General features: G+C 72.6%; 18 protein-coding genes and 1 pseudogene. 11 read left to right on the forward strand and 8 right to left on the reverse strand.

All coding sequences use genetic code 11. The features are described from left to right. The coding region (locus tag BBK14_RS32665) for a transposase (protein ID WP_198541502.1) at positions 1 to 397 on the forward strand (397 nt) is incomplete at its 5' end. A 35-nt stretch (positions 398 to 432) separates the two neighbouring features. On the opposite strand, the gene BBK14_RS32670 is transcribed toward BBK14_RS32665, so the two are convergent. The 3 genes from BBK14_RS32670 to BBK14_RS32680 form a co-directional block, all read right to left on the reverse strand. After that, entirely contained in the window at positions 433 to 3,027 is a 2,595-nt protein-coding gene (locus BBK14_RS32670; protein WP_071067001.1) for a WD40 repeat domain-containing serine/threonine protein kinase, read from the reverse strand. A 63-nt stretch (positions 3,028 to 3,090) separates the two neighbouring features. Next, positions 3,091 to 5,184 (reverse strand): DUF2142 domain-containing protein, encoded by a 2,094-nt coding sequence (locus tag BBK14_RS32675; protein WP_071067002.1) that lies wholly within the window; start codon positions 5,182 to 5,184, stop codon positions 3,091 to 3,093. A 4-nt stretch (positions 5,185 to 5,188) separates the two neighbouring features. Beyond that, positions 5,189 to 5,821, reverse strand: a complete 633-nt coding sequence (locus BBK14_RS32680) for an acyltransferase (RefSeq protein ID WP_071067003.1) — start codon at positions 5,819 to 5,821, stop codon at positions 5,189 to 5,191. A 182-nt stretch (positions 5,822 to 6,003) separates the two neighbouring features. Here BBK14_RS32680 and BBK14_RS32685 point away from each other — a divergent pair, with 182 nt between their 5' ends. The 8 genes from BBK14_RS32685 (at position 6,004) to manB (ending at position 14,138) form a co-directional block, all read left to right on the forward strand. Beyond that, the gene (locus BBK14_RS32685; RefSeq protein WP_071067004.1) at positions 6,004 to 6,948 is read left to right on the forward strand and encodes a glycosyltransferase family 2 protein; all 945 of its coding nucleotides are present in this window, start codon (positions 6,004 to 6,006) and stop codon (positions 6,946 to 6,948) included. An 8-nt stretch (positions 6,949 to 6,956) separates the two neighbouring features. Beyond that, positions 6,957 to 8,153 (forward strand): glycosyltransferase family 4 protein, encoded by a 1,197-nt coding sequence (locus BBK14_RS32690; RefSeq protein WP_071067005.1) that lies wholly within the window; start codon positions 6,957 to 6,959, stop codon positions 8,151 to 8,153. A 130-nt stretch (positions 8,154 to 8,283) separates the two neighbouring features. Then, a complete protein-coding gene (locus BBK14_RS32695; RefSeq protein ID WP_071067006.1) occupies positions 8,284 to 8,997 on the forward strand; it encodes a class I SAM-dependent methyltransferase in 714 nt (237 codons plus the stop codon). 163 nt (positions 8,998 to 9,160) lie between these two features. Further along, positions 9,161 to 9,355: a hypothetical protein gene (locus BBK14_RS32700; protein ID WP_071067007.1), complete on the forward strand. Its 195-nt coding sequence runs from the start codon at positions 9,161 to 9,163 to the stop codon at positions 9,353 to 9,355. A 208-nt stretch (positions 9,356 to 9,563) separates the two neighbouring features. Next, complete coding sequence (locus BBK14_RS32705; protein WP_071067008.1) at positions 9,564 to 10,742, forward strand: glycosyltransferase family 4 protein; 1,179 nt, start codon at positions 9,564 to 9,566, stop codon at positions 10,740 to 10,742. Positions 10,743 to 10,806: 64 nt separating this feature from the next. After that, positions 10,807 to 11,937, forward strand: coding sequence for a glycosyltransferase family 4 protein (locus BBK14_RS32710; protein ID WP_020463323.1), 1,131 nt, complete (start codon positions 10,807 to 10,809; stop codon positions 11,935 to 11,937). 79 nt (positions 11,938 to 12,016) lie between these two features. Beyond that, positions 12,017 to 12,928: a glycosyltransferase family 2 protein gene (locus BBK14_RS32715; RefSeq protein WP_071067009.1), complete on the forward strand. Its 912-nt coding sequence runs from the start codon at positions 12,017 to 12,019 to the stop codon at positions 12,926 to 12,928. Between the two features lie 136 nt (positions 12,929 to 13,064). Further along, positions 13,065 to 14,138: a mannose-1-phosphate guanylyltransferase gene (manB, locus tag BBK14_RS32720; protein WP_071067010.1), complete on the forward strand. Its 1,074-nt coding sequence runs from the start codon at positions 13,065 to 13,067 to the stop codon at positions 14,136 to 14,138. Between the two features lie 22 nt (positions 14,139 to 14,160). Here the strand turns inward: manB and BBK14_RS32725 are convergent, their stop codons facing one another. Further along, entirely contained in the window at positions 14,161 to 16,653 is a 2,493-nt protein-coding gene (locus BBK14_RS32725; RefSeq protein ID WP_241832041.1) for an ATP-binding protein, read from the reverse strand. A 232-nt stretch (positions 16,654 to 16,885) separates the two neighbouring features. Then, on the reverse strand, positions 16,886 to 18,517 hold the full coding sequence (locus BBK14_RS39250; RefSeq protein ID WP_241832042.1) for a lytic transglycosylase domain-containing protein: 1,632 nt from the start codon (positions 18,515 to 18,517) through the stop codon (positions 16,886 to 16,888). 95 nt (positions 18,518 to 18,612) lie between these two features. Between BBK14_RS39250 and BBK14_RS38635 the strand changes: the two genes are divergently transcribed. Together BBK14_RS38635 and BBK14_RS32735 are read left to right on the forward strand one after the other, a co-directional pair. Then, entirely contained in the window at positions 18,613 to 18,762 is a 150-nt protein-coding gene (locus tag BBK14_RS38635; RefSeq protein ID WP_157904379.1) for a hypothetical protein, read from the forward strand. 1,642 nt (positions 18,763 to 20,404) lie between these two features. Beyond that, complete coding sequence (locus tag BBK14_RS32735) at positions 20,405 to 21,076, forward strand: hypothetical protein (RefSeq protein WP_071067013.1); 672 nt, start codon at positions 20,405 to 20,407, stop codon at positions 21,074 to 21,076. 104 nt (positions 21,077 to 21,180) lie between these two features. Here the strand turns inward: BBK14_RS32735 and BBK14_RS32740 are convergent, their stop codons facing one another. The 3 genes and pseudogenes from BBK14_RS32740 to BBK14_RS32750 all read right to left on the reverse strand — a co-directional run. Beyond that, complete coding sequence (locus tag BBK14_RS32740; protein ID WP_241832043.1) at positions 21,181 to 22,461, reverse strand: septum formation family protein; 1,281 nt, start codon at positions 22,459 to 22,461, stop codon at positions 21,181 to 21,183. A gap of 79 nt (positions 22,462 to 22,540) precedes the next feature. Next, positions 22,541 to 23,044 (reverse strand): hypothetical protein, encoded by a 504-nt coding sequence (locus BBK14_RS32745; RefSeq protein WP_071067014.1) that lies wholly within the window; start codon positions 23,042 to 23,044, stop codon positions 22,541 to 22,543. 39 nt (positions 23,045 to 23,083) lie between these two features. Next, positions 23,084 to 23,434, reverse strand: a pseudogene (locus tag BBK14_RS32750) (ISAs1 family transposase); the annotation flags it as partial.

Below are 23,434 nucleotides of genomic sequence, written 5' to 3' on the forward strand. Positions count from 1 at the left end.
CAAGGGAGCCGACCACACCCTGGCCGCACTGCGAAGCATCCGAGCCGCCCGCCCGGACGGCGCCCCGATCTACGTGATCCTGGACAACTGGTCCGGGAACAAGACGGCCGCGATCCGCGCCTGGGCCCGCCGGCACAAGGCCGAGCTGTGCCTGACCCCGACCCAGGCGTCCTGGGCCAACCCGATCGAGGCCCACTTCGGCCCGCTGCGCGGCTTCGCCCTCGGTAACAGCGATCCACCCAACCACCCGGCGCTCACCCGCGACCTGCACGCCTACCTGCGCTGGCGCAACACCCACCGCCGCGACCCAGCAGTGCTGGAAGCCCAGCGCCGCGAACGCGCCCGTATCCGCTCCGAACGCCAGCACCGCTGGGGCCACGTCCGAAACGCCGCCTGATCAACAAGAACCGACCCGCATTCACGGACAACGCACTAGCAGACCGGCTGGTAGGGGACGTCCATGATGTCGCGTTGCCACTCGGCCTCGGTGATCTGGCGGGACGGGTCCGCGCAGGCGCGCGCGACCAGCCCGGCGTCGTCGATCCGGGAGATCCGGGCCGTGTGGTCGTCGCTGACGGACACGATGGACGTTCCGTCCGGAGTGAATTCGACGGCCTGGACCCAGTCGCCGTGGCCGGAGACCCGGCCGGCCGGTGCGGGCTGGCCCGGCGCGGTCAGGTCCCACAGATGGACGCTGGTATCCCAGCCGGCGGTGGCCAGGGTCCGGCCGTCCGGGCTGTAGGCGACGTCGAAGACCCACTTCTCGTCCGCGCGGAACGAGGCGGTCGCGCCCGGCCTGGTCGGGTCGGTGATGTCCCAGATCTTGACCAGGCCGTCGTAGGCACCGGTGGCCAGACGCCGCCCGTCGGGGCTGAAGGCCACTGTCCAGACGAAGTCCGTGTGCGTGGTGATGGCGGCCAGCGGGCGGGGCTGGCGCGGGTTGGCGATGTCCCACAGGCGGGCCGTGTGGTCCGCGCTCGCGGTGGCGAGGAGCTTGCCGTCCGGGCTGAAGGCGACCTCGTTGACCCAGCTGGTGTGCCGGTCGAGCACGGCGAGCTCGTGGGGCTGGCGCGGGTCGGTGATGTCCCACAACCGGGCGGTGTTGTCGTAGCCCGAGGTGGCCAGCATCCTCCCGTCGGGGGAGAAGGCGGCGTCGAGAACGTACCCGTTGTGCGCCAGCATGGGCGAGAGCTGCTTCGGCCGGGTCCGGTCGCTGATGTCCCACAGGCGCGCGGAGCGGTCGTAGCCGACGGTCGCGAGCAGCTTCCCGTCGGGGCTGAACGTCGCGTCGAGCACCCAGGCGCCGTGCGCGTCGATGGTCGACAGCTGCCGGGGACGCGTCCGGTCGGAGACGTCCCACAACCGGGCCACGTTGTCGGCGCCCGAGGTGGCGATGGTCCGCCCGTCCGGGCTGATGCCCAGGCCGAGCACGGAGCCGGTGTGCCCGGTCAGTGCGGTCGCGGTGGCGGCCGAATAGGACGTCCGCAGGCTGGCGCGGGCCTGCGGCACCGGGCTGATCCGGAACGCCGCGAGGCTCAGCCGCGCCGCGCGGCCGGCGTCGGAGTCGCGCACCGCCTCGGCGGTCGAGGCCACCCGCCGCGCCACGTCGGCCTGCGTCTCCTCCTTGCCGGCGCCGGTGCTGAAGGCGAGCGGGATGAGCGCGGCGATCAGCAGCAGCGCGATCACCGGCGCGGCGAACAGCGCGAACCGGCGCCGCGAGGTCGCCGCGAGGAACCGGGTGGCCCGGGGGCCGTGCCCGCCGCCCGGCGCCGGCTGGCGGGGGCCGCCGGCCTGGTCGTGCTCGGGCGCCGGCTGCGCGGGGACATCGGCGAGCGAGCGTGTCTCGTACCCCGCCGTCCCGCCGCCGGCGGCCGCGCCGGTCTTCCCCGCACCGGCGCCCGCACCGGCGCCCGTGCCGGCCACGCCGCCGCCCGTTCCGGCCGCACCAGCGCCGTGGCCGGCACCGGTCGACTGGCGCGGCAGCGCGGCGCCGCCAGCCTGGCCTGACGGCGCGGCGCCGGCGGGAGCGCCGTCCAACGGTGGTGCCCCGGAGTCGGCCCGAGGGTCCGTGCCCGGGGTGATGACGGGGGGTGAACCGGTCTTGATGACCCGCGTGACGTCGGGGTCGGGATGGGTCGCCGGCCCCATGCCGACCAGCCGGAGGAACAGCTCCTGCGCGGACGGCCGCTCGGCCGGGTCCTTGCGCATGGCGTGCTCGACGATCGGCCGCAGTGCGGGGTCGAGGCCGTCCAGCAGCGGTTCCCGGTGGACGACCCGGTAGAGCTGGACCGGCGTCGGCCCGTCCCCGAACGGATAGGAGCCGGTGCCGGCATAAGTGACGAGCCCGCCCCAGGCGAAGATGTCGGCCGCGGCGGTCACCGCCAGGCCGTTGGCCTGCTCGGGTGCCATGAACGCCGGCGTCCCGATGCGCTGGATCTCCTGGCTGAGCATGGTCTGGGCGTCGAGGGCGCGGGCGATACCGAAGTCGATCACCCGCGGGCCGAGGGTCGAAAGCAGCACGTTGGACGGTTTGAGGTCACGGTGCACCAGCCCGGCACCGTGGATGGCCGTCAGCGCGGCGGCGACGCTGACCGCGACGCGCTCCAGGTCGGCCGAGCGCAACGGGCCCTCGACGGCCACGGCCTGCGCCAGCGTGAGACCGTCGACGTACTCGGTGACCAGGTACGGCTGCCCGTCGGGCGGGTCGACGACGTCGAGCACCTCGGCCGTGCAGAAGCGGGCGACCCGGCGCGCGACGTCCGCCTCCCGCCGGAACCTGGCCCGGAACTCGGGGACGCGGGCCAGGTCGGCCCGGATCACCTTGACGGCCACGAGCCGGTCGTCCGGGCTGCGCCCGAGGTAGACCGTTCCCATGCCGCCCTCGCCGAGACGTCCGAGCAGCCGGTAAAGCCCAAGTTGTTCGGGGTCGTCCGAACCGAGTGGCAGCGCGATGTTCGACGCGGCGGTGGTCGAGGGCCCGGTGGGATCCGGAGGCGGCGCGGTCTCCCAGTCCCGCTTTCGGCGCACGGCTCCCCCCGAACCGAGATGGCTGACACCGCAGAGCCTACGCGTGCGCTCCACAGCCTGGATTCAGTGTGACGGCACCGGGCTCGTCATGCTCGGCGGGTCGCCTTTTGCCGTGGAACGCGTCGTCGAGGTACTCGCCGCCTGGGAACGCCCCGACTCAGGAGACCCGGTGTCAACAGGTGCGATGTCCATAGGGTCGGAGTCCACAGGTGCCGAGTCCATTCGCGCGGATTCGGCTGGTCCGGCCTCGGAATGCGCCGATCCCGAGTTCACCGGTGCCGAACCGGTTGATCCCGACGGCGCCGGTTCCTGATCCGACGGATCGGGACGCGCCCAGACCGAGCTTTCCGGCTCCGAATCCACCGGTTCGAGAACCGCCGGCTCCGCATCGGCGAGATCCAGGCCCAGGGGCGCGGAGCCGGCCGGGTCCGGGTCGGCCTCCGGCCCGGGGCGGAACGCGATCCACACGCAGCTCACCAGCACTGCCAGCGCGAACGCGGCGCCGATCCACATCGTGGTGACGGCGGCGGCCGGCGGCCAGGGGGACCAGGCCGTCATCGCGTCCCAGGCGTCGGCGAGATCGCCACCAGGGGGCTTCCAGAAGTACGGCAGAACGGTTTTGATCGACCACCACTGGGCCGCCGCGGCGGCCGCGAAGAAAAGGGCGGGAAAGACCCGGGAGGCCCGCCGGCCGAATGCCAGAACACCCATTCCCACGCCGATCGCCAGCGAAGGTAGGCCCGCGTACAGATAGCGCCCCGAGATCCCGCTGACGTGGTGATGGTCGGCGAACGCCAGCGCCGACTGCAGGGTCATCAGCCCGAACAGGCCGATTGTCGGCCACAGCAGGAACAGCAGATTCACCCGCGTCCGGCTGTTGCGTCCCCGGATGATCGCCAGCGCGAAAAGAACGACCACGGCGACGCTCGCGGAGCGGACGAACTCCGTCGGCAGGTTCGACTCGAACCAGCCGAACGAGCCCCACCAGCGCAGGATCGTCCCGTTGGTCAGGATCTCGGTGTAATCGCCCCAGTCGTTCACGTAGTTGCCGAGGGGGAATCCCGGGGTCTCGGGCTGGAAGGTCCGGTAGCGGACGGCGTTGACGACCCACCACCAGCCACCGAACCCGATCATCAGCGCGCCGCCGAGCAGGAGCTGCCGCCACGGTGCCCGGGTCGAGCCCGGCGGCACCGTCATGAGACCGGTCTCGGCGAGCAGGAACGGGGCGTCCGGGCCGCGCCGCGGCAGCGCGGGTGGGGCGTGGGCGTCCCGCCGGGCGCGCCGCCAGGCGACGAGGTAGGCGAGCGCCACCATCGGTACGAGCACGATCGCCAGCGATTTCGAGAACAGGGCGAGCCCGATGAACACCCCGGCCCACGCGGCCGTGCGCAGGGACGTGTCCCCGCACAGGACGTAGACGATCGTCACCGTGGCCAGGCCCGCGGTCAGCGCGAGCAGGTTGTCGTTGTTGACGGTCGATCCGATGTGGCTGAACTGCGGAATCGCCAGGGGCACCAGCGCGGCGCAGGTCGCCGCGACCCGGTTGCCGTCGCTGAGCCGGTGCGCCCCCGCCCACACGAGCAGCGGGATCGGCGTCACCATCAGCGCGCTCATCAGACGCAGGATCCCGATGGTGACGTCCCAGCGCAGGCCGTCGCCGTCGCTGCCGGGCAGCGCCCGGAGCACGGCGGCGCCCACCCAGTAGTACAGCGGTGGATGCTGAACGAGCTGCTGGATCTCCCCGGGCGGCTGCGGCTCGCCGTCAGGCTGGCGGGTGTCGCCCATCTCGTCCCAGGTCGGCCGGTCGGCGCGCGGCGTGGCGTCGCCCTTGGCGATCGGGGCGTAGTCGAGGTCGTAGGGGAGCGCGTCGGTTCCGTAGGGTGACGCGGCGATCGTGCCGACCCCGTCGGGACGGACGAACGCGTGGCCGGGATGCGGCCATCCGGCGCCCTGGACCAGCCGCATCACCGCGTCGACGTGGTTCGGCTCGTCGGGCGCGTGGTACTGCGGCACCAGCACCGACCAGCTCGCGAGCAGCGCCGCGAACAGCCCGGTGATCAGCCAGATCGGCAGCGGCGCCGAGCGCAGCAGCATGATCGGCCGGAAGCGCGCTCCGACCGGGTAGCCGGCGGGGGAGGCGGCCAGCGACACGGACACCGGCTCAGCGCCAGTAGTCGATGTGCCCGACGATCTTCGCCGGTGAGCCGGCCACGATCGCCTTGGGCGGGACGTCCTTCGTCACCACGGCACCGGCGGCGACGACGGCGCTCTCCCCGACGGTCACACCCTTCAGGACGATCGCCCCGGCGCCGATCCAGGCCCGGTCCTCCAGCACGATCGGCCCGCTCATGGGCTGTTCCACGCCGTCCACGACCATGGGATGGAAGTCGTTGTCGAGCAGCTGGGTGTTCCACGACACGTTGCAGTAGGCGCCGATCCTCACCCGCTCCCGGACAAGGATCTTCGCGAAGCCGTTGACGTTGGCGAACGGGCCGAGCTCGAGCACCCCGGAGTCGACCACGACGCGGATCCCGCGCTGCAGCGAGACGACGCCCTCGCAGCGCACCCGGCCCTCCGGGTGCACGCGCAGGATCGAGACGTCATGCCGGGTGGTGAGCCCGAACGGAGCGAGCCCGATCCGCAGCGCGGCGCCGTCGGCGAACTCGATCCGCTCGTGACCCTCGATCACCGTCGGTGAACCGATCCAGATCGGCTGCTTGTGCGCGAGTGGATACCGAAGACCGGCCACGAACGAACGGGCCGAGGTCTCCCGCGCCGCCCGCAGAGTCCGCACATGGCGCACATACTCCCGTAGATCACCTCTGAACGTCCCCACGAGCGGTAACAGTAGGCGCAGTCGGGGGGCGACCGGAGTTCGGGCCCCGGCGCAGGCCGTGTCACCCTGGAGAGCGGACTGCCCGCGACCTGCCGGGGACGGAACGCGGGCGCGCAACGACGACCGGGAGTCACACCGACGTGAGTGTCAGCGCCATCCATCCAGCCGAACAGCCGACCAAGACGGCTGTGGAGACACCGCCCTACGTGACCGTGGTGCTCCCCTGTTACAACGAGCAGGATCACGTCGTCCTCGAGCTCGAGCGCATCACGGCGGCGATGGACGTCAGCGGGTACAGCTACGAGCTGCTGGTGATCGACGACAAGTCGACCGACGGCACGCTGGACGTCCTGCGCGACGTGGCGGCGAACTTYCCCCATATGCGGCTGATGCCCTTCCGGYGCAACGGCGGCTCGGGCACGGCGCGGCGCATCGGCACGCAGGAGGCCCGCGGGAAGATCGTCGTCTGGACCGACGCGGACATGACGTACCCGAACGAGCGCATTCCGGAGTTTGTTCGCTACCTGGACGAAAACCCTGACGTCGATCAGGTCGTCGGTGCACGGACGACCGAGGAGGGCACGCACAAGTGGGCCCGCGTGCCGGCCAAGTGGTTCATTCGCATGGTCGCGCAGCGGCTGTCCGGGACGAAGATTCCCGACCTGAACTCCGGCCTGCGCGCGTTCCGCCGGGACGTGTCGCTTCCGTACCTGCGCCTGCTCCCGCCGGGATTCTCCTGCGTCACCACCATCACCATGGCGTTCCTGTCCAACCAGCACCCCGTGGACTACCTGCCGATCCACTACGCGAAGCGCTCGGGGACGTCCAAGTTCCACCCCTTCAAGGACGCCCGTCGATACATCCTGCAGGTGCTGCGGATGGTCATGTACTTCGATCCGATCAAGGTCCTGATGCCGGTCGCCCTGTGGATCATGGCGCTCGGTTTCGTGAAGTTGATCGTCGACCTCGTCCGGTACGACCTGCGGGTGACCACCTCCACGCTGCTCGCGATCCTCGTCGGGTTCCAGATCGTGGTCCTCGCGCTGATCGGTGACCTGGTGGCCCGGTCACGCAGCGACACCTGAGCCTCGGCGTGCGTATCGCGATCATCGGGCCGACCCACCCGTACAAGGGCGGCATAGCCCAGCACACCACCGAGCTGGCGCACCGCCTCACCGCGCGCGGGCACGAGGTGCGGATCGAGTCGTGGTCCCGCCAGTACCCGGCGCGGCTCTACCCCGGACAACAACGGGTGGACACCCCGGAGGGGACGCCGTTCGTGGCGACGTCCTACCCGCTGTCCTGGCGCCGCCCCGACTCGTGGTTCCGGCTGGGCCGCCGGCTGCGTGCTCCGGCCTCGGGCGGCCCGGGTTCCGGCGCCACGGTGGACCTCGTCGTCCTCGTCGTCGTCACCCCGATCCAGGCTCCTGCCTACCTGGGCATCCTGGCCGGGCTGCGTGGGCTGCGTGGGCTGCGTGGGCGTTCAGGGGGCGGCCGGTCGTCCCGCGACGTCCTCGCGCTGTGCCACAACGTGCTGCCGCACGAGCGCCGGCGGATCGACGAGCCACTGGTCTCCGCGGTGCTCCGCCGCTGCTCAGCCGYCCTGGTGCACACCGAGCCGCAGGCCAGGCTCGCCGCGGAGCTCACCGCCGCCCCCGTGCGCGTCGCCGAGATGGCACCCCACCTGTGGACCGCCGCCGGCGGGGACATGATCCTGTCCGGGTCCGGGTCGGCGCACGCGCCAGAGGCGGGATCGTCGCGGCCGTCGCCGTCGCGCGAGTTGCTCTTCTTCGGGCTGGTCCGGCCGTACAAGGGCCTCGACGTGCTGCTGCGCGCCCTCGCCGCCGGCCCCGAGGACGTCCGCCTGACCGTGGCCGGGGAGTTCTGGGGCGGCATCGAGAGCACTCGTACCCTGGTGGCCGAGCTGGGCCTCGGCGAGCGGGTCACGCTGCGCCCCGGCTACGTGCCGGCCGAGGACGTCCCCGCCTTGTTCGCCGCCGCGGACGCGCTGGTCCTGCCGTACCGGGCCGGCACCGCCTCGCAGAACGTCGACCTCGCGCACCTGCACGGTGTCCCCGTCGTCGCCACCCGCGTCGGCACCCTCACGACGTCCGTGCGTGACGGCGTCGACGGCCTGCTCGTGCCGCCCGACGACCCGGCGGCGCTGGCGGTGGCCCTGCGCCGGCTGTACGAGCCGGGAGTCCTCACCGCCCTGCGCGCCAAGGTGACTCCGCCCGACGTCGACAGCGCCTGGGACAGCTACCTCGACGCCGTGCTGAAACCGTGCTGACGGCGAAGGCGCCGCTGTCGGCGGCTCAGGAGCGGGGCAACCCGAAATGTGTCGCCTGTGAGTGTGTTCAGTTGGGTGTTCAGCGGGTCGGGACCAGGTCCCGCCTGGTGAGAAAGGCAGACTGTGCGCCATGAGTTCCCTACGTGACGACGCCCTGGCCTACGCCGGTCACCAGGTGCATGTCATGCGCCGCCGCGAGGTCGGGACCCTGCTCTCCTGGGCGGGCGACCTGCACGGACGGACCATGCTCGACGTCGCCGGCGGTGACGGCTACTGGGCCGGCCAGGCGGTCCGCCGCGGCGCCCGCGCCGTCAGCCTGGACCTCGCCCGCCACAAGCTGGACTTCGGCAGCCGCCTGAAGCACCGTCCCAGCCTCGTCGAGGGCGACGCGCTGCGCCTGCCGTTCGCGCCCGCCACCTTCGACATCGTCATGTCGGTCTGCGCGATCGAGCACTTCGACGACGGCCCGGCCGCCCTCGCCGAGATGGCCCGCGTGCTGCGCCCCGGCGGCGACCTGGTGATGTCCGCGGACGCCCTGACCCGGGCCGACCGCTGGCCGGACCTGTTCGCCAGCCACCGCGAGCGCTACCACGTGCAGCACACCTATCCGGGTGAGCAGCTCACGAAGCTGCTCGCCGACGCCGGGCTCGAGGTGGTCCGCCAGACCTACATGTTCCGGTCCGAACGGGCGGAGCGCCTCTACCTCAACCTGTCCGCCAAGGGCGGGCGCATCGGCTGGAACGCGGCCGCGGTCTTCTCCCCGCTGGTCGCCCTCTCCGACCGCCGTGCACCCGACACCACGGGCAGCGTCGTGCTGACCCACGCCCGCAGGCGGCAGCCCTGAACACCCCGCCCCCGCGGCCGCGCACACCCCGGCCACGGACGTCGACAGCCCAGCTCCGGCCGGCCCAGCTCCGGCCGGCCCAGGACCGGTCGGCCCAGCTCCGGTCGGCCCAGCCTCGGGTGGCCCAGGACCGGGTGGCCCGGCTCCGGATCGGAGCCGTCTCGTGAGCGCGCCTGCGCCTCCCGCGCAGAAACTGCTGGCCGCGTTCCTCACCGTCATGCTGTTCGCGCTGGTCATCTTCGGTCTCGGGGCCGCGTTCGACTCCTTCGGTCACCGCGGCTGGGGCTACGTCGTCGGCATCAGCTGCTGCATCATCATGGTCATCGCCGGCCTGGCCGCAGCCCGCCGCGACCGCTGACCCACCCCCACCTGTCTGAGGATCTGTGGCGGGTCAGTGAGTCCATGGACTCACTGACCCGCCACAGTTGCCGAGGCTTGCGCCCTGCCTGGCCGGCAGGGCCGGGCCTTGCCCCGGCCGGCCGGGGCAAGGCCCGGCTGGGGGATGGGGGCGCTGTGTCGCGGGGGTGGCGGTCGGTGGGGGGTGCGGGGCGGGGGAGACTGGCGGGATGCGGGTCGGTTTCCTGGTCGAGCAGATTCTGGCGCCGGTCCCCGGGGGGACCGGAAGGTACTCCGCGGAGCTCGCCGCCGCCCTGGCCCGGACGGCGGATCCCGGGGACGGCGTCGTCGGGTGGTGTGCCTTCCGGCGTGACACCTCCGCGGCGGCCCTGCCGGGCGTCCTCGGGCCGCTGCGCCTGGGCCTGCCGCGGCGGGCGCTCGCCGCCGCCTGGGCACGCGGCGCGGGCCCGGGCCCGACCGGGGTGGACGTCGTCCACGCGCCGACGCTGCTCGTGCCCCCACCCGTCCGGCGGGACCGTGCCACCCGTGCCCGGCCGCGGCTGGTGGTCACCGTGCACGACGCCGTCCCGTGGACCCATCCCGAGACCCTGACGCCGCACGGGGTCCGCTGGCACCGGGAGATGGGGGAGCGGGTCGCCCGCCACGCCGACGCGGTGATCGTGCCGACCCGGGCCGTCGCGGCTGACATCCGGGAGCATCTGCCGATTGACGCGCAGCGGCTGCACGTGATCGGTGAGGGGGTCGCCGAGGCGGTGCTGCGGGTGCCGTCGGACGCGGACCGCCGGGCCGCCCGGCTGGGCCTTCCCGAACGGGGGTATTTGCTCACCCTGGCGACGATGGAGCCGCGCAAGGGCCTGGACACCCTGCTTGCCGCCCTGCGCCATCCGGACGCCCCCGACCTTCCGCTGGTGCACGTCGGGGCTGCCGGATGGGGTGATCTCGGCCCCGCCGCGACCGGGCCGGGAGGCTTCGCCGACCTTGCCGCCTCCGGGCGGTTTCTTGGTCTCGGCCGGATCAGTGACGAAGATCTCGCCGTCGTGCTCTCGCGGGCGACGATGCTGGTAGCGCCCAGCCGTTCCGAGGGCTTCGGCCTGCCGGTCATCGAGGCGATGGCACACGGGGTGCCGGTGGTCGTCTCCGACACGCCGGCTCTTGTCGAGGTCGCCGGCGACGCGGCGCTGGTGGCCCGGATCGGTGATCCGGCCGGCTTCGCCGAGGCGCTCGCGCGTATCGTCCAGAATCCCCGGCTACACAGTCGTCTGTCGCGTTCCGGACGGGTCCGCGCGGCGGGATATACCTGGAATGGGGCGGCGCGATCGTGCTGGGAGCTCTACCGTCGAATCAGCGGCTCCCCTGCCGTGTCCGTCGCCGACGACGGGCGGGCGTAGTGTTGCCCCCGTTGAGAAGCAAGCGGCCACACTGAATCAGGCGGCACGTCTCGGAAGGAGCGCCGTGGGACCCCGGGTGCTCGTTGATGCGACCTCGGTTCCGGCCGACCGCGGTGGTGTCGGGCGGTATGTCGACGGGCTCGTCGCTGCTCTGGGCGCGGCCGGCGCCGACATGGCGCTGGTGTGCCAGCGATCGGACGAGGAACGTTACAGCCGGATGGCGCCGCGGGCGACCGTCCTGTCGGGCCCGGCGGCCATCGCGCACCGGCCGGCTCGGCTGGCGTGGGAGCAGACAGGTCTTCCGCTCGTCGCCGAACAGGTCAATGCGGACGTCATCCACTCGCCGCACTACACGATGCCACTGCGCGCGCAGCGGCCGGTGTGCGTGACGATCCATGACGTCACCTTCTTCACCGAGCCGGAGATGCACACGGCGGTGAAGGGCACGTTCTTCCGGTCGGCGATGCGGACGGCGGTGCGCCGGGCGAGCCGCATCATCGTCCCGTCGAAGGCAACGCGCGACGAGCTCGTCCGCGTCCTCGAGGGCGAGTCGACGACGACCGACGTCGCCTATCACGGGGTGGACACGACCACGTTCCACCCGCCGACGGAGGAGGACCGGCGCCGGGTGCGGCTGCGCCTCGGTCTCGGTGACACCCGTTACGTGGCCTTCCTCGGAATGCTCGAGCCGCGCAAGAACGTCCCGAACCTGATTCGCGGCTGGGCGGAGGCGGTGCACTGGCGCGACGAGCCCCCGGCGCTCGTGCTGGCCGGTGGTTCCGGCTGGGATGACGACGTCGACGCGGCCGTCGCCTCGGTGCCGAGCCATCTGCGGGTGATCCGGCCCGGCTACCTGCGTTTCTCCGATCTCCCGGGCTATCTGGGCGGTTCGGAGCTGGTCGCCTACCCGTCGCACGGCGAGGGCTTCGGCCTGCCGGTGCTGGAGGCGATGGCCTGCGGCGCCCCCGTGCTGACGACCCCGCGCCTCTCGCTGCCCGAGGTGGGCGGCGACGCGGTCGCCTACACCCAGCCCGACCCGGACTCGATCGCCCGTGAGATGAGCGCGCTGCTCGACGACGCCGAGCGTCGCGCCCAGCTCGCCGCGGCCGGGCTCGCCCGGTCCCACGAGTTCACCTGGGCGGCCTCCGCGGAGGCCCACCTGGCGAGCTACGCCCGCGCGGTGGCCGACGCCTGAACCACCCCGGTCCGACGCCTGACCACCCGGCCTACCGGGCCGGTGCGGCGGCCGGCGGCTGACGCGCTACGGTTCCCCGGTGGACAAGGCGGAGATCCGGGTCATCGTCGTCACCTTCCGTTCCGGGGAGATCATCGGGACCTTCCTGGACTCGCTGACGAAGTCGACCACCCGCCCCTACGAGGTCGTCGTGGTCGACAACTCGCCGCAGGTGGATGTCGGCACCCGCGCCGCCGGTGAGCGGCCCGAGGTCACCCTGCTGCGCCCCGGCCGCAACCTCGGCTACGGCACCGCGGCGAACCGCGGGGCGGCCGGAGCCTCCGCTCCCTGGCTGCTTGTCGCCAACGCCGACATCGCCTTCGCGCCCGGCAGCCTCGACGAGCTGATCGCCGCCGCCGACCGCTGGCCCGGTGGCGGCGCCTTCGGCCCCGGCATCACCAACCCGGACGGTGCCCTCTACCCCTCCGCCCGCGACCTGCCCTCCCTCGGGCGCGGCATCGGCCACGCCCTGTTCGGCTGGTGCTGGCCGACGAACCCGTGGACGGCGTCCTACCGCCGCGAGCGCGGGGCCCCGCGGGAGATGACGGCCGGCTGGCTTTCCGGTTCCTGCCAGCTGCTGCGCCGGGAGGTCTTCGAGGGCGTCGGCGGTTTCGACGAGTCGTACTTCATGTTCATGGAGGACGTCGACCTGGGCCGGCGCATCGGGCTGGCCGACCGGCAGCTCGTCTACGTCCCGTCGGCGGTCGTCGAGCACCTCGGTGGGCACTCGACGAAGCGGTCGTCGCGGAAGATGGTGGTCGCCCACCACCGGAGCATGATCCGCTACCTGTGCCGGCAGTACGACAGGCCGGGCCAGCTGCCGCTGCGCGTGGCGCTCACCGTCGGCCTCGGCGCGCGGCTGGCGCTGGCGCTGGCGTTCGCGCGCGACAGCGCCGGCGCGCGCGCGACCCGGTCCGCCGAGCTGCTCACCTCCGCCCGCAAGCCACGCTGAGGCCACGTTGGCCACTGCGGGACATGAACGTCGACCCGACGATGCGTGTCCAGCCTGTGGCCTCTCGTTGAGCATGGGGGTCACCCGGCCGGGCACACGCAACCGACTCGGACGTGCTCTGCGACACTGACGCCTCATGGACGCAGTGATGCTGGTCGGCGGGCAGGGAACCCGTCTCCGCCCGTTGACGATGTCGGCGCCGAAGCCGATGTTGCCGGTCGCCGGCGTGCCGGTGACGGCCCACATGCTCGCCCGTGCCCGCGACGCGGGAATCACCCGGGTGGTCCTCGCCACCTCGTACCGGGCCGAGGTCTTCGAGGAGCACTTCGGTGACGGTTCCGGGCACGGCCTCGAACTCGAATACGTCACCGAGACCGAGCCGCTGGGCACCGGCGGCGCCATCCGCAACGTCGCCAGCCGGCTGCGCTCCGGCGCCGACGAGCCGGTGGTCATCTTCAACGGCGACATCCTCTCCGGCCTCGACATCGGCGCCCTCGTCGAGCGGCACATCACCGCCGACGCGGCCGTCACCCTCCACCTCACCAGGGTCGAGGACCCGCGGGCCTTCGGTGTCGTCCCGACCGACCCCGCCGGCCGGGTCACCGCCTTCCTCGAGAAGACCCCCGATCCCCCCACCAACCTCATCAACGCCGGCTGCTACGTCTTCCGCCGCTCGCTCATCGACACCATTCCCGCGGGACGTCCGGTCTCGGTCGAGCGGGAGACCTTCCCGTCCCTGCTCGCCGCCGGGGTGCCAGTGGTCGGCTACCCGGACGACACCTACTGGCTCGACCTCGGGACCCCGGCGGCGTTCGTCCTGGGCTCGCGGGACCTCGTCACCGGGCGGATGCCGTCCTCGGCGCTGCCCGGCCCGGTCGGGGACCGCCTCGTGCTGCCCGGGTCCACGGTGGCCACCGACGCCAAGATCGGCGGCGGCTCGACGATCGGGGCGGGTGCCTCGGTCGGCACCGGCGCGCGCATCGACGGCTCGGTGCTGTTCGACCGGGCGTCCGTCGGGGCGGGCGCGTATGTGCGCGACAGCGTCGTCGGACGCGAGGCGGTGATCGGCAACGGGGTGGTGCTCGAGAACGTCGTCATCGGCGACGGCGCCGTGATCGAGCCGGGCAACGAGCTGCGCGCCGGGGCCAGGGTGTTCCCGGGCGCGGTACTCGGCGCTGGCGCCGTCCGGTTCAGCTCCGACCGGGCCTGACCTCCCGGCCGGCCGGGCGGCTTCAGCTCCGGCCGAGCCTGACCTCCCGGCCGGCCGACCAGGCGACCTCCACGCACACCTGGCCGTCGTCGGCGTCCGCGCTGACCGAGAGCACCTCGCTGACCGGGAACACCTCGCCACCGGCGATCCCGGTCAGCGCGGTCAGCTCCGGCGGGGCCGCCGCCGGATAGGTCAGGAACAGCCGCCCGTCGCCCTCCTCGCAGATCAGCGTGAGGACGGCGTGCTCCGCCCCCGCCGCCGGGACGGCGCGCAGCAGCCCGGGCAGCACGGCGGCGAGCCGCTCGCTCACCCGCGCGGGAATCCGCGGTGCCTCGCCAACCACCTGCACCTCAAGGTCCAGCCCGCGTGCCCGCGCCTCGAAGACGGGCTCGGCGAGACTGCCCAGCGCCCCGGTCGCACCCGTCACCAGTGCCCGCCGGACGGCCGTGGCGTGCCGGCCGCACCGCTCGCGCACCGCCGGGTCACCGGGGTCGAGCAGCCCGTCGGCGACCGCCTCCAACAGCGGCAGCACCTCCCGCTCGACCGTGGCGAGGCCGCGGGCCCGGTCCTGCCGGATCGCGGCCGTGGACCGAGCGGCCGCGGCCTGCGCGGTCTCCGCCTCCACGGCGCGGGCGACCTGGTCCGCGGTGCGCCGCAGCAGCGGACCGCCCATCGACACCATGACCTGCATCGCGATCTGGCCGTTCGTCGCGGTCAGCAGCTGCGCGAGCGCGAGCGGGCCGGTGCCCGCGCCCCTGAGCACGAGCAGGTCGAGCACCGTCACGGTGGCGGCGATCGCCACGATCCACTCGACGAACAGCCGGGACACGGCGAGCAACGCCAGCAGCAGCGGCAGGACGAGAACCGGCCAGGTGCTGATCCTGCTCGGCGGCCCGCCCGTCCCCGCTGCGGCATCGGTGTGGACGGGTGCGATGTTGAAGCCGACCGCCGTCGTCACCGCCAGCGCCAGCGCCATCAGGACGATCGCCTCGGCGCGGCGCAGCGGCCGGTGGTAGGCGGTCCAGGCGGCGGGCAGCACGACGAGGGCCATCGCCAGCCAGTGCAGCACGGCGACGGGCACCGACCGGCTGGACGGCGCGACGAAGGCCAGGGCGAAGACGGTGCAGGTGAACCAGACCGCCGTCACGGCGGCGACGGTCCGGCGCAGGCCGGCGGCGTAGGAGTCCCGGAGCTCGGCGGCCGTACCGCCGGCCGGCGCCCGGGCCCGCGAGGCGGCCCGGGCCGCCTCCCACCGGCGCCCAGCCCGGCCGGCCCACCGGTCGCGCCGCGGCGGGCGCATGCTCCTGCGGTGGGCCGGCCGGCGGCCGGCCGGGCGGGCGCAGTGGCGGGCCGCCGGCCGGGCCCCGCCGATCTCCCCGTCGCTCCAGGTCAGCTGCACGGTGGTCCCGCGACCCGGCTCGGAGGTGATGGTGGCCCGCCCGCCGATCTCCGTCATCCGCGCGTGCACCGACCGGGCCAGGCCGAGTCGGTCGCCGGGGACGGCCCGGGCCGCGAACCCGATCCCCTCGTCCGACACGATGACGGTGACCGCCCCGTCGGCGCGCCGCCAGCGCACCTCGAGCGCGGCGCGGTCCGTCCCGGCGTGCCGGCGCACGTTGGCGAGGAGCTCCTGGGCCGCCCCGGCCAGCGCCGCCACCACCTCGTCGGGAAGATCCGTCGTGGGCAGGGCCCGGACGTCCACCCGCAGGCCGCGGGCCCGCGCGACGGCGACCACCCGCCGCATCGGCTGGGCCAGGTCGCGCGTTCCGCCGGCGGTGCCGTCCAGCATCGACCGGACGGCCTCGATCGCGTGGCGGCACTGCTCAGCGGTGAGGTGCCCGGGCCCCACCAGCGGCCCGTCCTGGGGAGCGCCGCCGCCCCAGGCGATGCCGGTGAGCGTGTTCAGGACGGTGTCGTGCAGCACCCGCTCCCGTTCGCGCTCGTCCCGCAGCCGGGCCGCGGCGACCGCGGCCACCTCCTGCTCGGCCGCGGCCGCGGCCAGCCGGGCATCGGCGTCGAGCGCGATCGCCCGCAGCCGGTCGACGGCCAGTCGGAAGAGCTGCGCGAGCCCGGCGAGCAGCACGACCCCGATGACCGCTCGTTTCAGCGGGGTGTGGTTCCCGCCGAGGGCGGGATCGTCCAACGTGGCCTGAGTGACCGCCGCGCCGCAGAGGAGCGCCGCGACCATCGCCGCGACCACGACGGCGTGGGTGCGGCGGCCGTACACCGTCGCGGCGACCACCGCGGCGTGGGTCACTGTGGAAAACACCCAGGTGCCGAAGCCACCGACCGAGTCCGGAGGCAGCCAGAGCACCGTGCCGGCGCTGGCGACGACCGCGAGGGCCACGTTCCCGGCGACGACGGGGCGGGGGAGCGCGTGGCGGGCGAGGCACACCACCACGAAGAAGACACCCCAGCCCGCGGTGACCACGGCCGCGGCGATCCCGGCCGGATGCTCCGCATACCAGGACCACCACACGGCGACGTAGCCGACGATAACGGCGACATTCAGCACACGGAGAACCGCGAACGCGCGCACCATGACCGTGTCGAGTGCATGGAGGGCGTTAGCCGGCACGATCGCAAGTCTGGACCGCGCCGGGTGGTTCTGGGACTACTTGGAGCGAAGTGCGTGCGACTGCACCGTCCGCCTTGACGCGCCTCCTCCAGGCAATTGGCCGTCGTTGGACCTTGTTGGACGCCGGTTGGCGAACGCCGCCCACCGCACCGTCCTCACCCCACCGCGCTCACCTCACCGGTTGACCGGGCGGCTCGGTGGCCGATTCCCCGGCCGCGGGCGGCACGGTCTCGGATGGCGCGGTGCCCGGCGGCGTGGTGTCGGGCGGCGGGGTCGTGGGAGACACGGTGGATGGCGCGCCGGGGGGTGGCGTGCCGGTCGGCGACGGCGTCGCAGGGGGAGGCGCGGTGCCTGGCGGCGCGGTAGGTGGCGGTGTGGCCGGCGGCGTGGTGGTCGGTGGTGCGGTGCCCGGCGGTGTGGCCGGTGGCGTGGTCGTCGGTGGTGCGATGGTCGGTGGCGGGGCGGCCGGCGGGGCGAACGAGTCCGGGTGGACGTTGCGGATGCGCAGGCGCACGACCGCGGGACAGGCCCCGTCCGCGGGCTCGACGGTGAGGGTGAGCACGATGCTGTCGTCCGCCAGCTTGGCGACGGCGAGGCTGGGGCCGGGGATCCGCGCCAGCAGCGCCGGTGCGGTGCTCCCACTGCCGGCCGGCACGGTCCGCCGGCTCGTCGTGATCGCCGTGCCGGCCGTCGTGTCCGCCTCCGTCTCGACGGTGACGTCGACGTCCGTCCACGGCGTGCGGGTCGCGGCGAGATCGAGCGACTCGTAGCCCGCGACATCGGGATCGAGGTCCGTGAGAGTGACAGTGAGGTCGGCCGCGCGCAGTGGCTCGCACCCCGCCGGCGGTGGCGGCGTCGGGCTCGGTGTCGCCGTGGGCGGAGGCGTGCCCGGCGGGCTGGACGGTTCGCCGCCCTGACCGTTCGGCGTCATCTCCACGATCGGGACGCCGTCAATGGGCGACCCGCTCCCGCTTCCGGACCCGGATGCGGGCGGAGACGACGACGGGGGCAGCACCGCGGCGCCGCCCTGCCGGTAGCCGTTCAGGTAGGTCAGGACGGCGCGGACGTAGTCGTCCGACGGGTTGTAGGCGAGGATCGCCGCGCGGAGCTGGTCGGGGTCGGCCAGGTCCCGGCCGTGGGCGCAGAGGTAGTAGCCCGCGGCCAGAGTGGCGTCGTAGATGTTGTGCGGGTCCTTGCGCCCGTCCCCGTTCCCGTCGCGGCCGGCCGTCCGCCAGGTGGTCGGGATGAACTGCATGGGCCCGACGGCATGGTCGTAGGTGGTGTCGCCGTCCAGGGCGCCGCGGTCGCTGTCGCGGATCAGCGCGGTGCCGCCGCCGTTGAGGGGCGGGCCGATGATGGGGCGGGTGACGGTGCCGTCGGCGGCGATGGGCCGCCCGGAGGCGTGCCCGGACTCGACCTTGCCGATGGCGGCCAGGAGCTCCCAGGGCAGATGGCAGCCTGGCGCGTCCTCGGCGAGCCGGTCCGCCGTCTCCTTGTAGGCCGCCAGCAGGCGGGCGGGGACGCCCCGTGCGGCGGCGGTCAGGGTGATCGTCGAATGGACGTCGGCCGGGTCGGCGGTGGCATCCTCGGCGAGCGACCGCGAGGTGAGGGTGGCCGGGTCGGGCGCCGCGGTCGAACCGTTGGGGACCAGCTCGGGCATGGCCCAGTCGCCCGGGCGGACCGGCGGCGGACTGGTGGTGCCGAGCTGGTCGCGGTCGCCACCGCCGCCGTCGTCGCGGGGTGTCCCCGCGGTGCAGAACAACAGCAGGGCGGCCGCGAGCGCGGTCGGCAGCATCGTCATGCGGACCACGCCCGACCGCCGGCTCCGATGCGCCGGCGCCTGTCGGGGTGGCCTGGCGTGCCTGGCGCCCCGGGGCCTGGAGGCAGGCTCGTCGGATGGCGGGGGGCGTCGGTGCCGGGCGGTTCCACCGGTCGACCCGCCCCGCGCCGCCGGGCCGCCCCGCCTCCGAGCCGAACCGGCCGGGCGCGGTCCTGGTCCACGTGCCGGGGATGGCGCTGGCGCTGGTGTCGGTGTCGGTGTCGTAGCCGAGCCCGAAACGACAGCCGGTAAAACCCCGGTCCGGGCGAAAGAAATGCCCGCCCCCGCTTCTGCGACTGCTTTCCCCGGCGGACGATGACGACCCGCGTCCTGCCTGGGTGCGCGTGACTTTCCGTGCTCGTTGAACTGAACACGCTGACCTGATGATTCGCGCACAGAGGAAGGACCGGTCGGGGATTCATGAGGTCGGCGATGACGGCTCACCGGCACGCTACTCCTGGGATCGGAGGCGTCCGACGGACAGTGCTCCGCCTACCGGACGCGGGGGCGCGTGAGAAAGAAATACCTGTTCAGGGTCTGTGGACGGCCTGGTCCGGCGGAGGCGAAACCTCGCCGACCACCGGACCAGGCGGGCGCCGTGCGGCTGTGACGGAAGCCGCACGGCTGCTCGAGGGCCACGGACCGGCACACGAGACCGGCCCGGAGCGGGCTGCCGGCTCTCTAGGTCATCACTCTCCGTGAGGAACTCTGAGGTGCTCACGGCGGCGGACCGCCGACTACGAGCCACGTTGGTGCCGGAACGATGCGTTGTGAGACAGGACTGTGACAGAAAGTCCGGACTATCCGCTACCGAAACGGGAGGGTTCGGCACCGACTGTTATCTTGATAACAGTTTAGGTCGAAAGAGTTGCCTGATTGGGCTGTCTGTGAGTCGGCGCGACGATCACGCATTGTTGATCATCGGTGCATCTGCGGTCGAACGTCATCCGGAGGAGGGCTGGGCTGGGCCGATGTCGGCCCGCTGGCCCAGGCCGGCCCGTGCGTGGCTCGTGCGCCGCGTCGCGCAGGCGTGCGCATGAGCGTGGAATATCCGGGCCGGTCACCGTCCGTAAATCCTCCTACCAGAGGTATTTGATCCTGCACTGACCGCTTGGCAGGGCAGCAAAAGTTGTGCAATGCTGCGCTCCGCAAACATTCGGACACCGGATGTCGGCTCTGGCCGGCTCCCGGTCGACGGACCACGTTCCGGAGCCCACCGGGACGCGGTCCGTGTCGCCCGTCCAGCCCACAGCGCGGTGGCTCGCTCGGGATTCCCGTCGCCCGTCGTAGTTCGCACTGCCCGTGATCTCTGCTGCGCCTGCTTTCGCGGTCGCAGGTCACCGGCGTGATTTCCGCCGGACCGCTTTTCGACTTGTCACGTTTCCCGACCCGTCACGTTTCCCGGCTCGTCACGTCGACTGCTCGCGCCCTGAGTTCCGTCCTCCCGCCGTCTCCCGTCCCTGATGCGTGCCGCCTGCCGGGTTCCCCTCCCGGCGGGCGGTCACGGCGCCGCCGCATGCCCACCTTCGGCGACGCCGTAACCGGCCGGTGCCATCCGAGCCCGCCGTCCCGGCCCCCGTGGCCGCCGCGTACCGCACACGCGGCGGCCACGGGTCTCGCCCGTGCCCGCGATGTCTCCCGGCACGGCTCGTCACCGTGCCCACTCCCGGACGTCCGCGCACACGGACACCCTCACGATCTCGGAGCCCTCCATGCCCGGCCGGCACCTGCCTGCCCCCGACCCCGCCTCCCGCCCGGACCCGGACCCGGACCCGCAAGCGCGCGCACCGCCGCCGGCGTCGCCGGGCCCGCCCGAGCCGACTCCGGGCGATCTCGCTGCTGCTGATCCCGGTAATCCTGGTCGTCGCGATGGTCGTCGTCGAGCGCACCGGCGGCGGCCGCCGCCCGGTCGCACTCGAGAACCCCTTCCGGGACATGGGCCTGCCCGAAAGCAGCTCGGGCTCCGCCGACGGCCGCGACCACGAGGTCCCGACCGAGGCGACCCAGTCCGTCGAGGCCCCGGCCCCGGCGGCGGTCGACAAGGCCGTCCCCGACCTGCCGGGCGCCGTACCCACCACCGTCGACAAGCCGCTTACGTTCGAGAAGCCGGCTGCGAGGAACGAGCGAGGAGCGGCCCCGACCTCGGTGACGGCGAAGATCGGTCCGATCGACGAGGCAGTCGTCAAGGACCCGCCAGCGCCTGACGCGGGGCAAACCGCGGCCCCGAAGGCCGGTCGGGTCGAAGCCGCGGAGCGGCGAACCGAGACGACGAGCGTCTTCCGTAACCCGGACGGTACGTACACATCAGAGATGTCGCTCGGTCCGACGAACTTCCGGGATGGCACCGGAAGGTGGCGGAAGATCGATACCACCCTGGTGCCTGGAGACCGGGGCCGACTGCGCGTGGCCGCGACGGAAGTCTCCGCCGATCTCGCACCTACTGCGAGCGACCCACAACTGGCGCGGCTCGAGATCGAGGAAGGTGTCTCAGCGGCTTTCGGGATCGCGGAAGCGGCCCCGTCGACGGGCAGGTACAGCTGACCGACAGCGACGGCGAACTGCGGGGCCTGGTGCCGGCCGGCTGGATGAAGGACTTCGGCACCACTGGTGTCGACGACCTGGCCGGCGGCGAGGGCCCACCACGGCTATGCGGTGAATGTCCCCGAGGTGTCCGTGGGGCTGAGGGGCCCGGTCGTCTCTACTTCTTTGCCTGCCTGGTCGACGAGGCCGACCGTGCAGGTGGTGGATCGTGTTCCCGCGCGCCAGCTTTCGGGACGAATCAGGTGCCATCCGCCTTGGGCGGCAGCGCCGCCGAAGTCATGGGCGAGGTAGGGCGCGACGTGGGGCATGCAGGCGGCTTTTGCGAGTTCGTCGAAACGTTCGGGTGACGGCGGGCCGCCGTCGGTGGTGTCGGGCAGCGTTGCCGTTCCGATGCTCTGCGTGTGGTGGCTCTGGTCGCACGGGACCTGATCCTGATGGTTGTCGACCCTGTGGCGGAAGCAGGTGCCCGGCGAGTAGGTCAGTGCCTGGTCGGCGCCCCTGACGCTGCCCGAGAACGTGCTCAGGATCCACACGTTGTCGCTTTTGCTACTGCCCCGGAAGATCAGTCCGCAGACGACCTTTCTGTCACCGGCTTCCCAACCGGACTTCGGCGGGCGGATCAGGCTCGCGGCGAAGCGCCCGAAGGGGTCGATCGGGCGGCCGAGGTAGGGCGTCATGAGCGGGCCGCAGTGGCGTTCCCCGATGTCGGTCCACTGCGACACCGACGGGTACGGGGCGTCCTGTGGGTAGGCGGGTTCCAGATCCAGGGGGCCGACCGCTTCGAACAGGTGCGGCTCGGCGCACGGGACGTCGTCGACGGGGACGTCGACCGCCGCCTGGGGCCAGCGGTAGCACCGGCCGGGCTTCCAGTCCCACCGGTGCAGGTCTGGGCTGATGTCGGCGTCTGTGGCCGGATCGCCGGGGGAAGAGAACGCTCTCGGGGCGTCGGCGGACAGCGCGGTGGGTGGTGGGTTGTCGACTTTCGACCTGGCGCACTGGTAGGTGGTGGAGCCGAGCAACGCGATGCTGATCAGTGCGAGGACGATGCGGCCGGGTGACCAGGCCCGGGGGCGTGCGGTCGTCGCGAGCGATTGTCGGGATGGTGTTCGCCGCCGGCGAGGCGACGGGCCCGGTCGCCAGGCTGGGCGTCCTTCCTCGACCGGTCCGAAGCGGGCGATCGCGGCTCTGGTGCGGGCGGGTGCCTCGTACCTGGTGGCTCCGGCGACGAAGGTCTCGTCGAGGACGAGCCCGGCGAACGGATCCCGCTCGCGCCATCGTCCTTGCCGCCGTCGCTGTTGCTGCTGCCGTCGTTCTTCGGCGCGGGCGGCGCGCTGTCCCCGGGCATGCCGGCGTCTCCTCGGGAGATTGGTTTTGTTGGAGCCCAACGGCGGGCATTCGATCGGTGTGCCGGCGAGGCACCGCACCGTCCAGGGATATCGAGGGCGGCGCGGCACCAGGTCGGCGTCAGTCAGCCGGATAGATCAGGATGGGCTTCTGGGCCTGCGTGGGCTGATAGACCGGGTCGTCGATGTATTTGACGTCAACCCACCAGGCGCTCCCAGGCGGACTGGCCGCGAACACGGGAAAGGTGACCTGTGCTTTTCCGTCCRCGGACGCGGGAGCGGTCCTGGTCTCGAAGCCCCACCGGACCTCGAAGGTGCCCGTCGCAGGAGCGGTCTGAACACCCTTGTCCAGGGCGATGTCCACGACCAGGGTCTGCCCGGTGATCACCTTTTCGGGTACCGTGACCTGTAGCGCCGATGCTAGTCCCTCGTGGGTGAACTCCGTGGCTCCGGGATGGTAATGCTCGTCGCCACTGTATGAGGCACGGAAGTCATGGTTTCCCGTCACCACGTCCTTGTTCCACCGCGCGACCGCGTCCTGAAACTCGGAAAACGGGTCGTGCTCCAGGGGGACCGTCGCGATGGCCGCCGCTTCCTGSTAAATCGTGACCGTGCCGGTGGGCATCGGGCCCCAGGGCCTCGGCGAGGTAACTCAGTGCTATGTTTAGTGACATGCCGTAGCGAGGAGTGGGAGTACCCGGTCGCGGTCGCCGGCTATGTACTCGAGGGTTTCCTTTATCTTCCTGATGCCGTTTCGGCGGATGATCCCGATCGCCAGGTTACGGAAGCTGGCGAGCGTGTGTGGACTATTTCCTGTGTGGGTCTGGTTGGCGTCCTCGCGCCACGCGGTGTCGCGCGGGTAGTGAATTTCGTTCTCGATGCCCCAATGCCCGCGGATGAGCCTGTGAATGTAGGCGGCAGTGGCGCGGTTGCCGGCGACGCTGGTGAGAATGTGAGCGTATTCACGGCTGACACGGATTCCCTTGAGGTCGAATTCGTCGCGACGGATGACGGC

Origin of the sequence: Parafrankia soli (assembly GCF_001854695.1) — a bacterium.
Lineage (GTDB): Bacteria > Actinomycetota > Actinomycetes > Frankiales > Frankiaceae > Parafrankia > Parafrankia soli.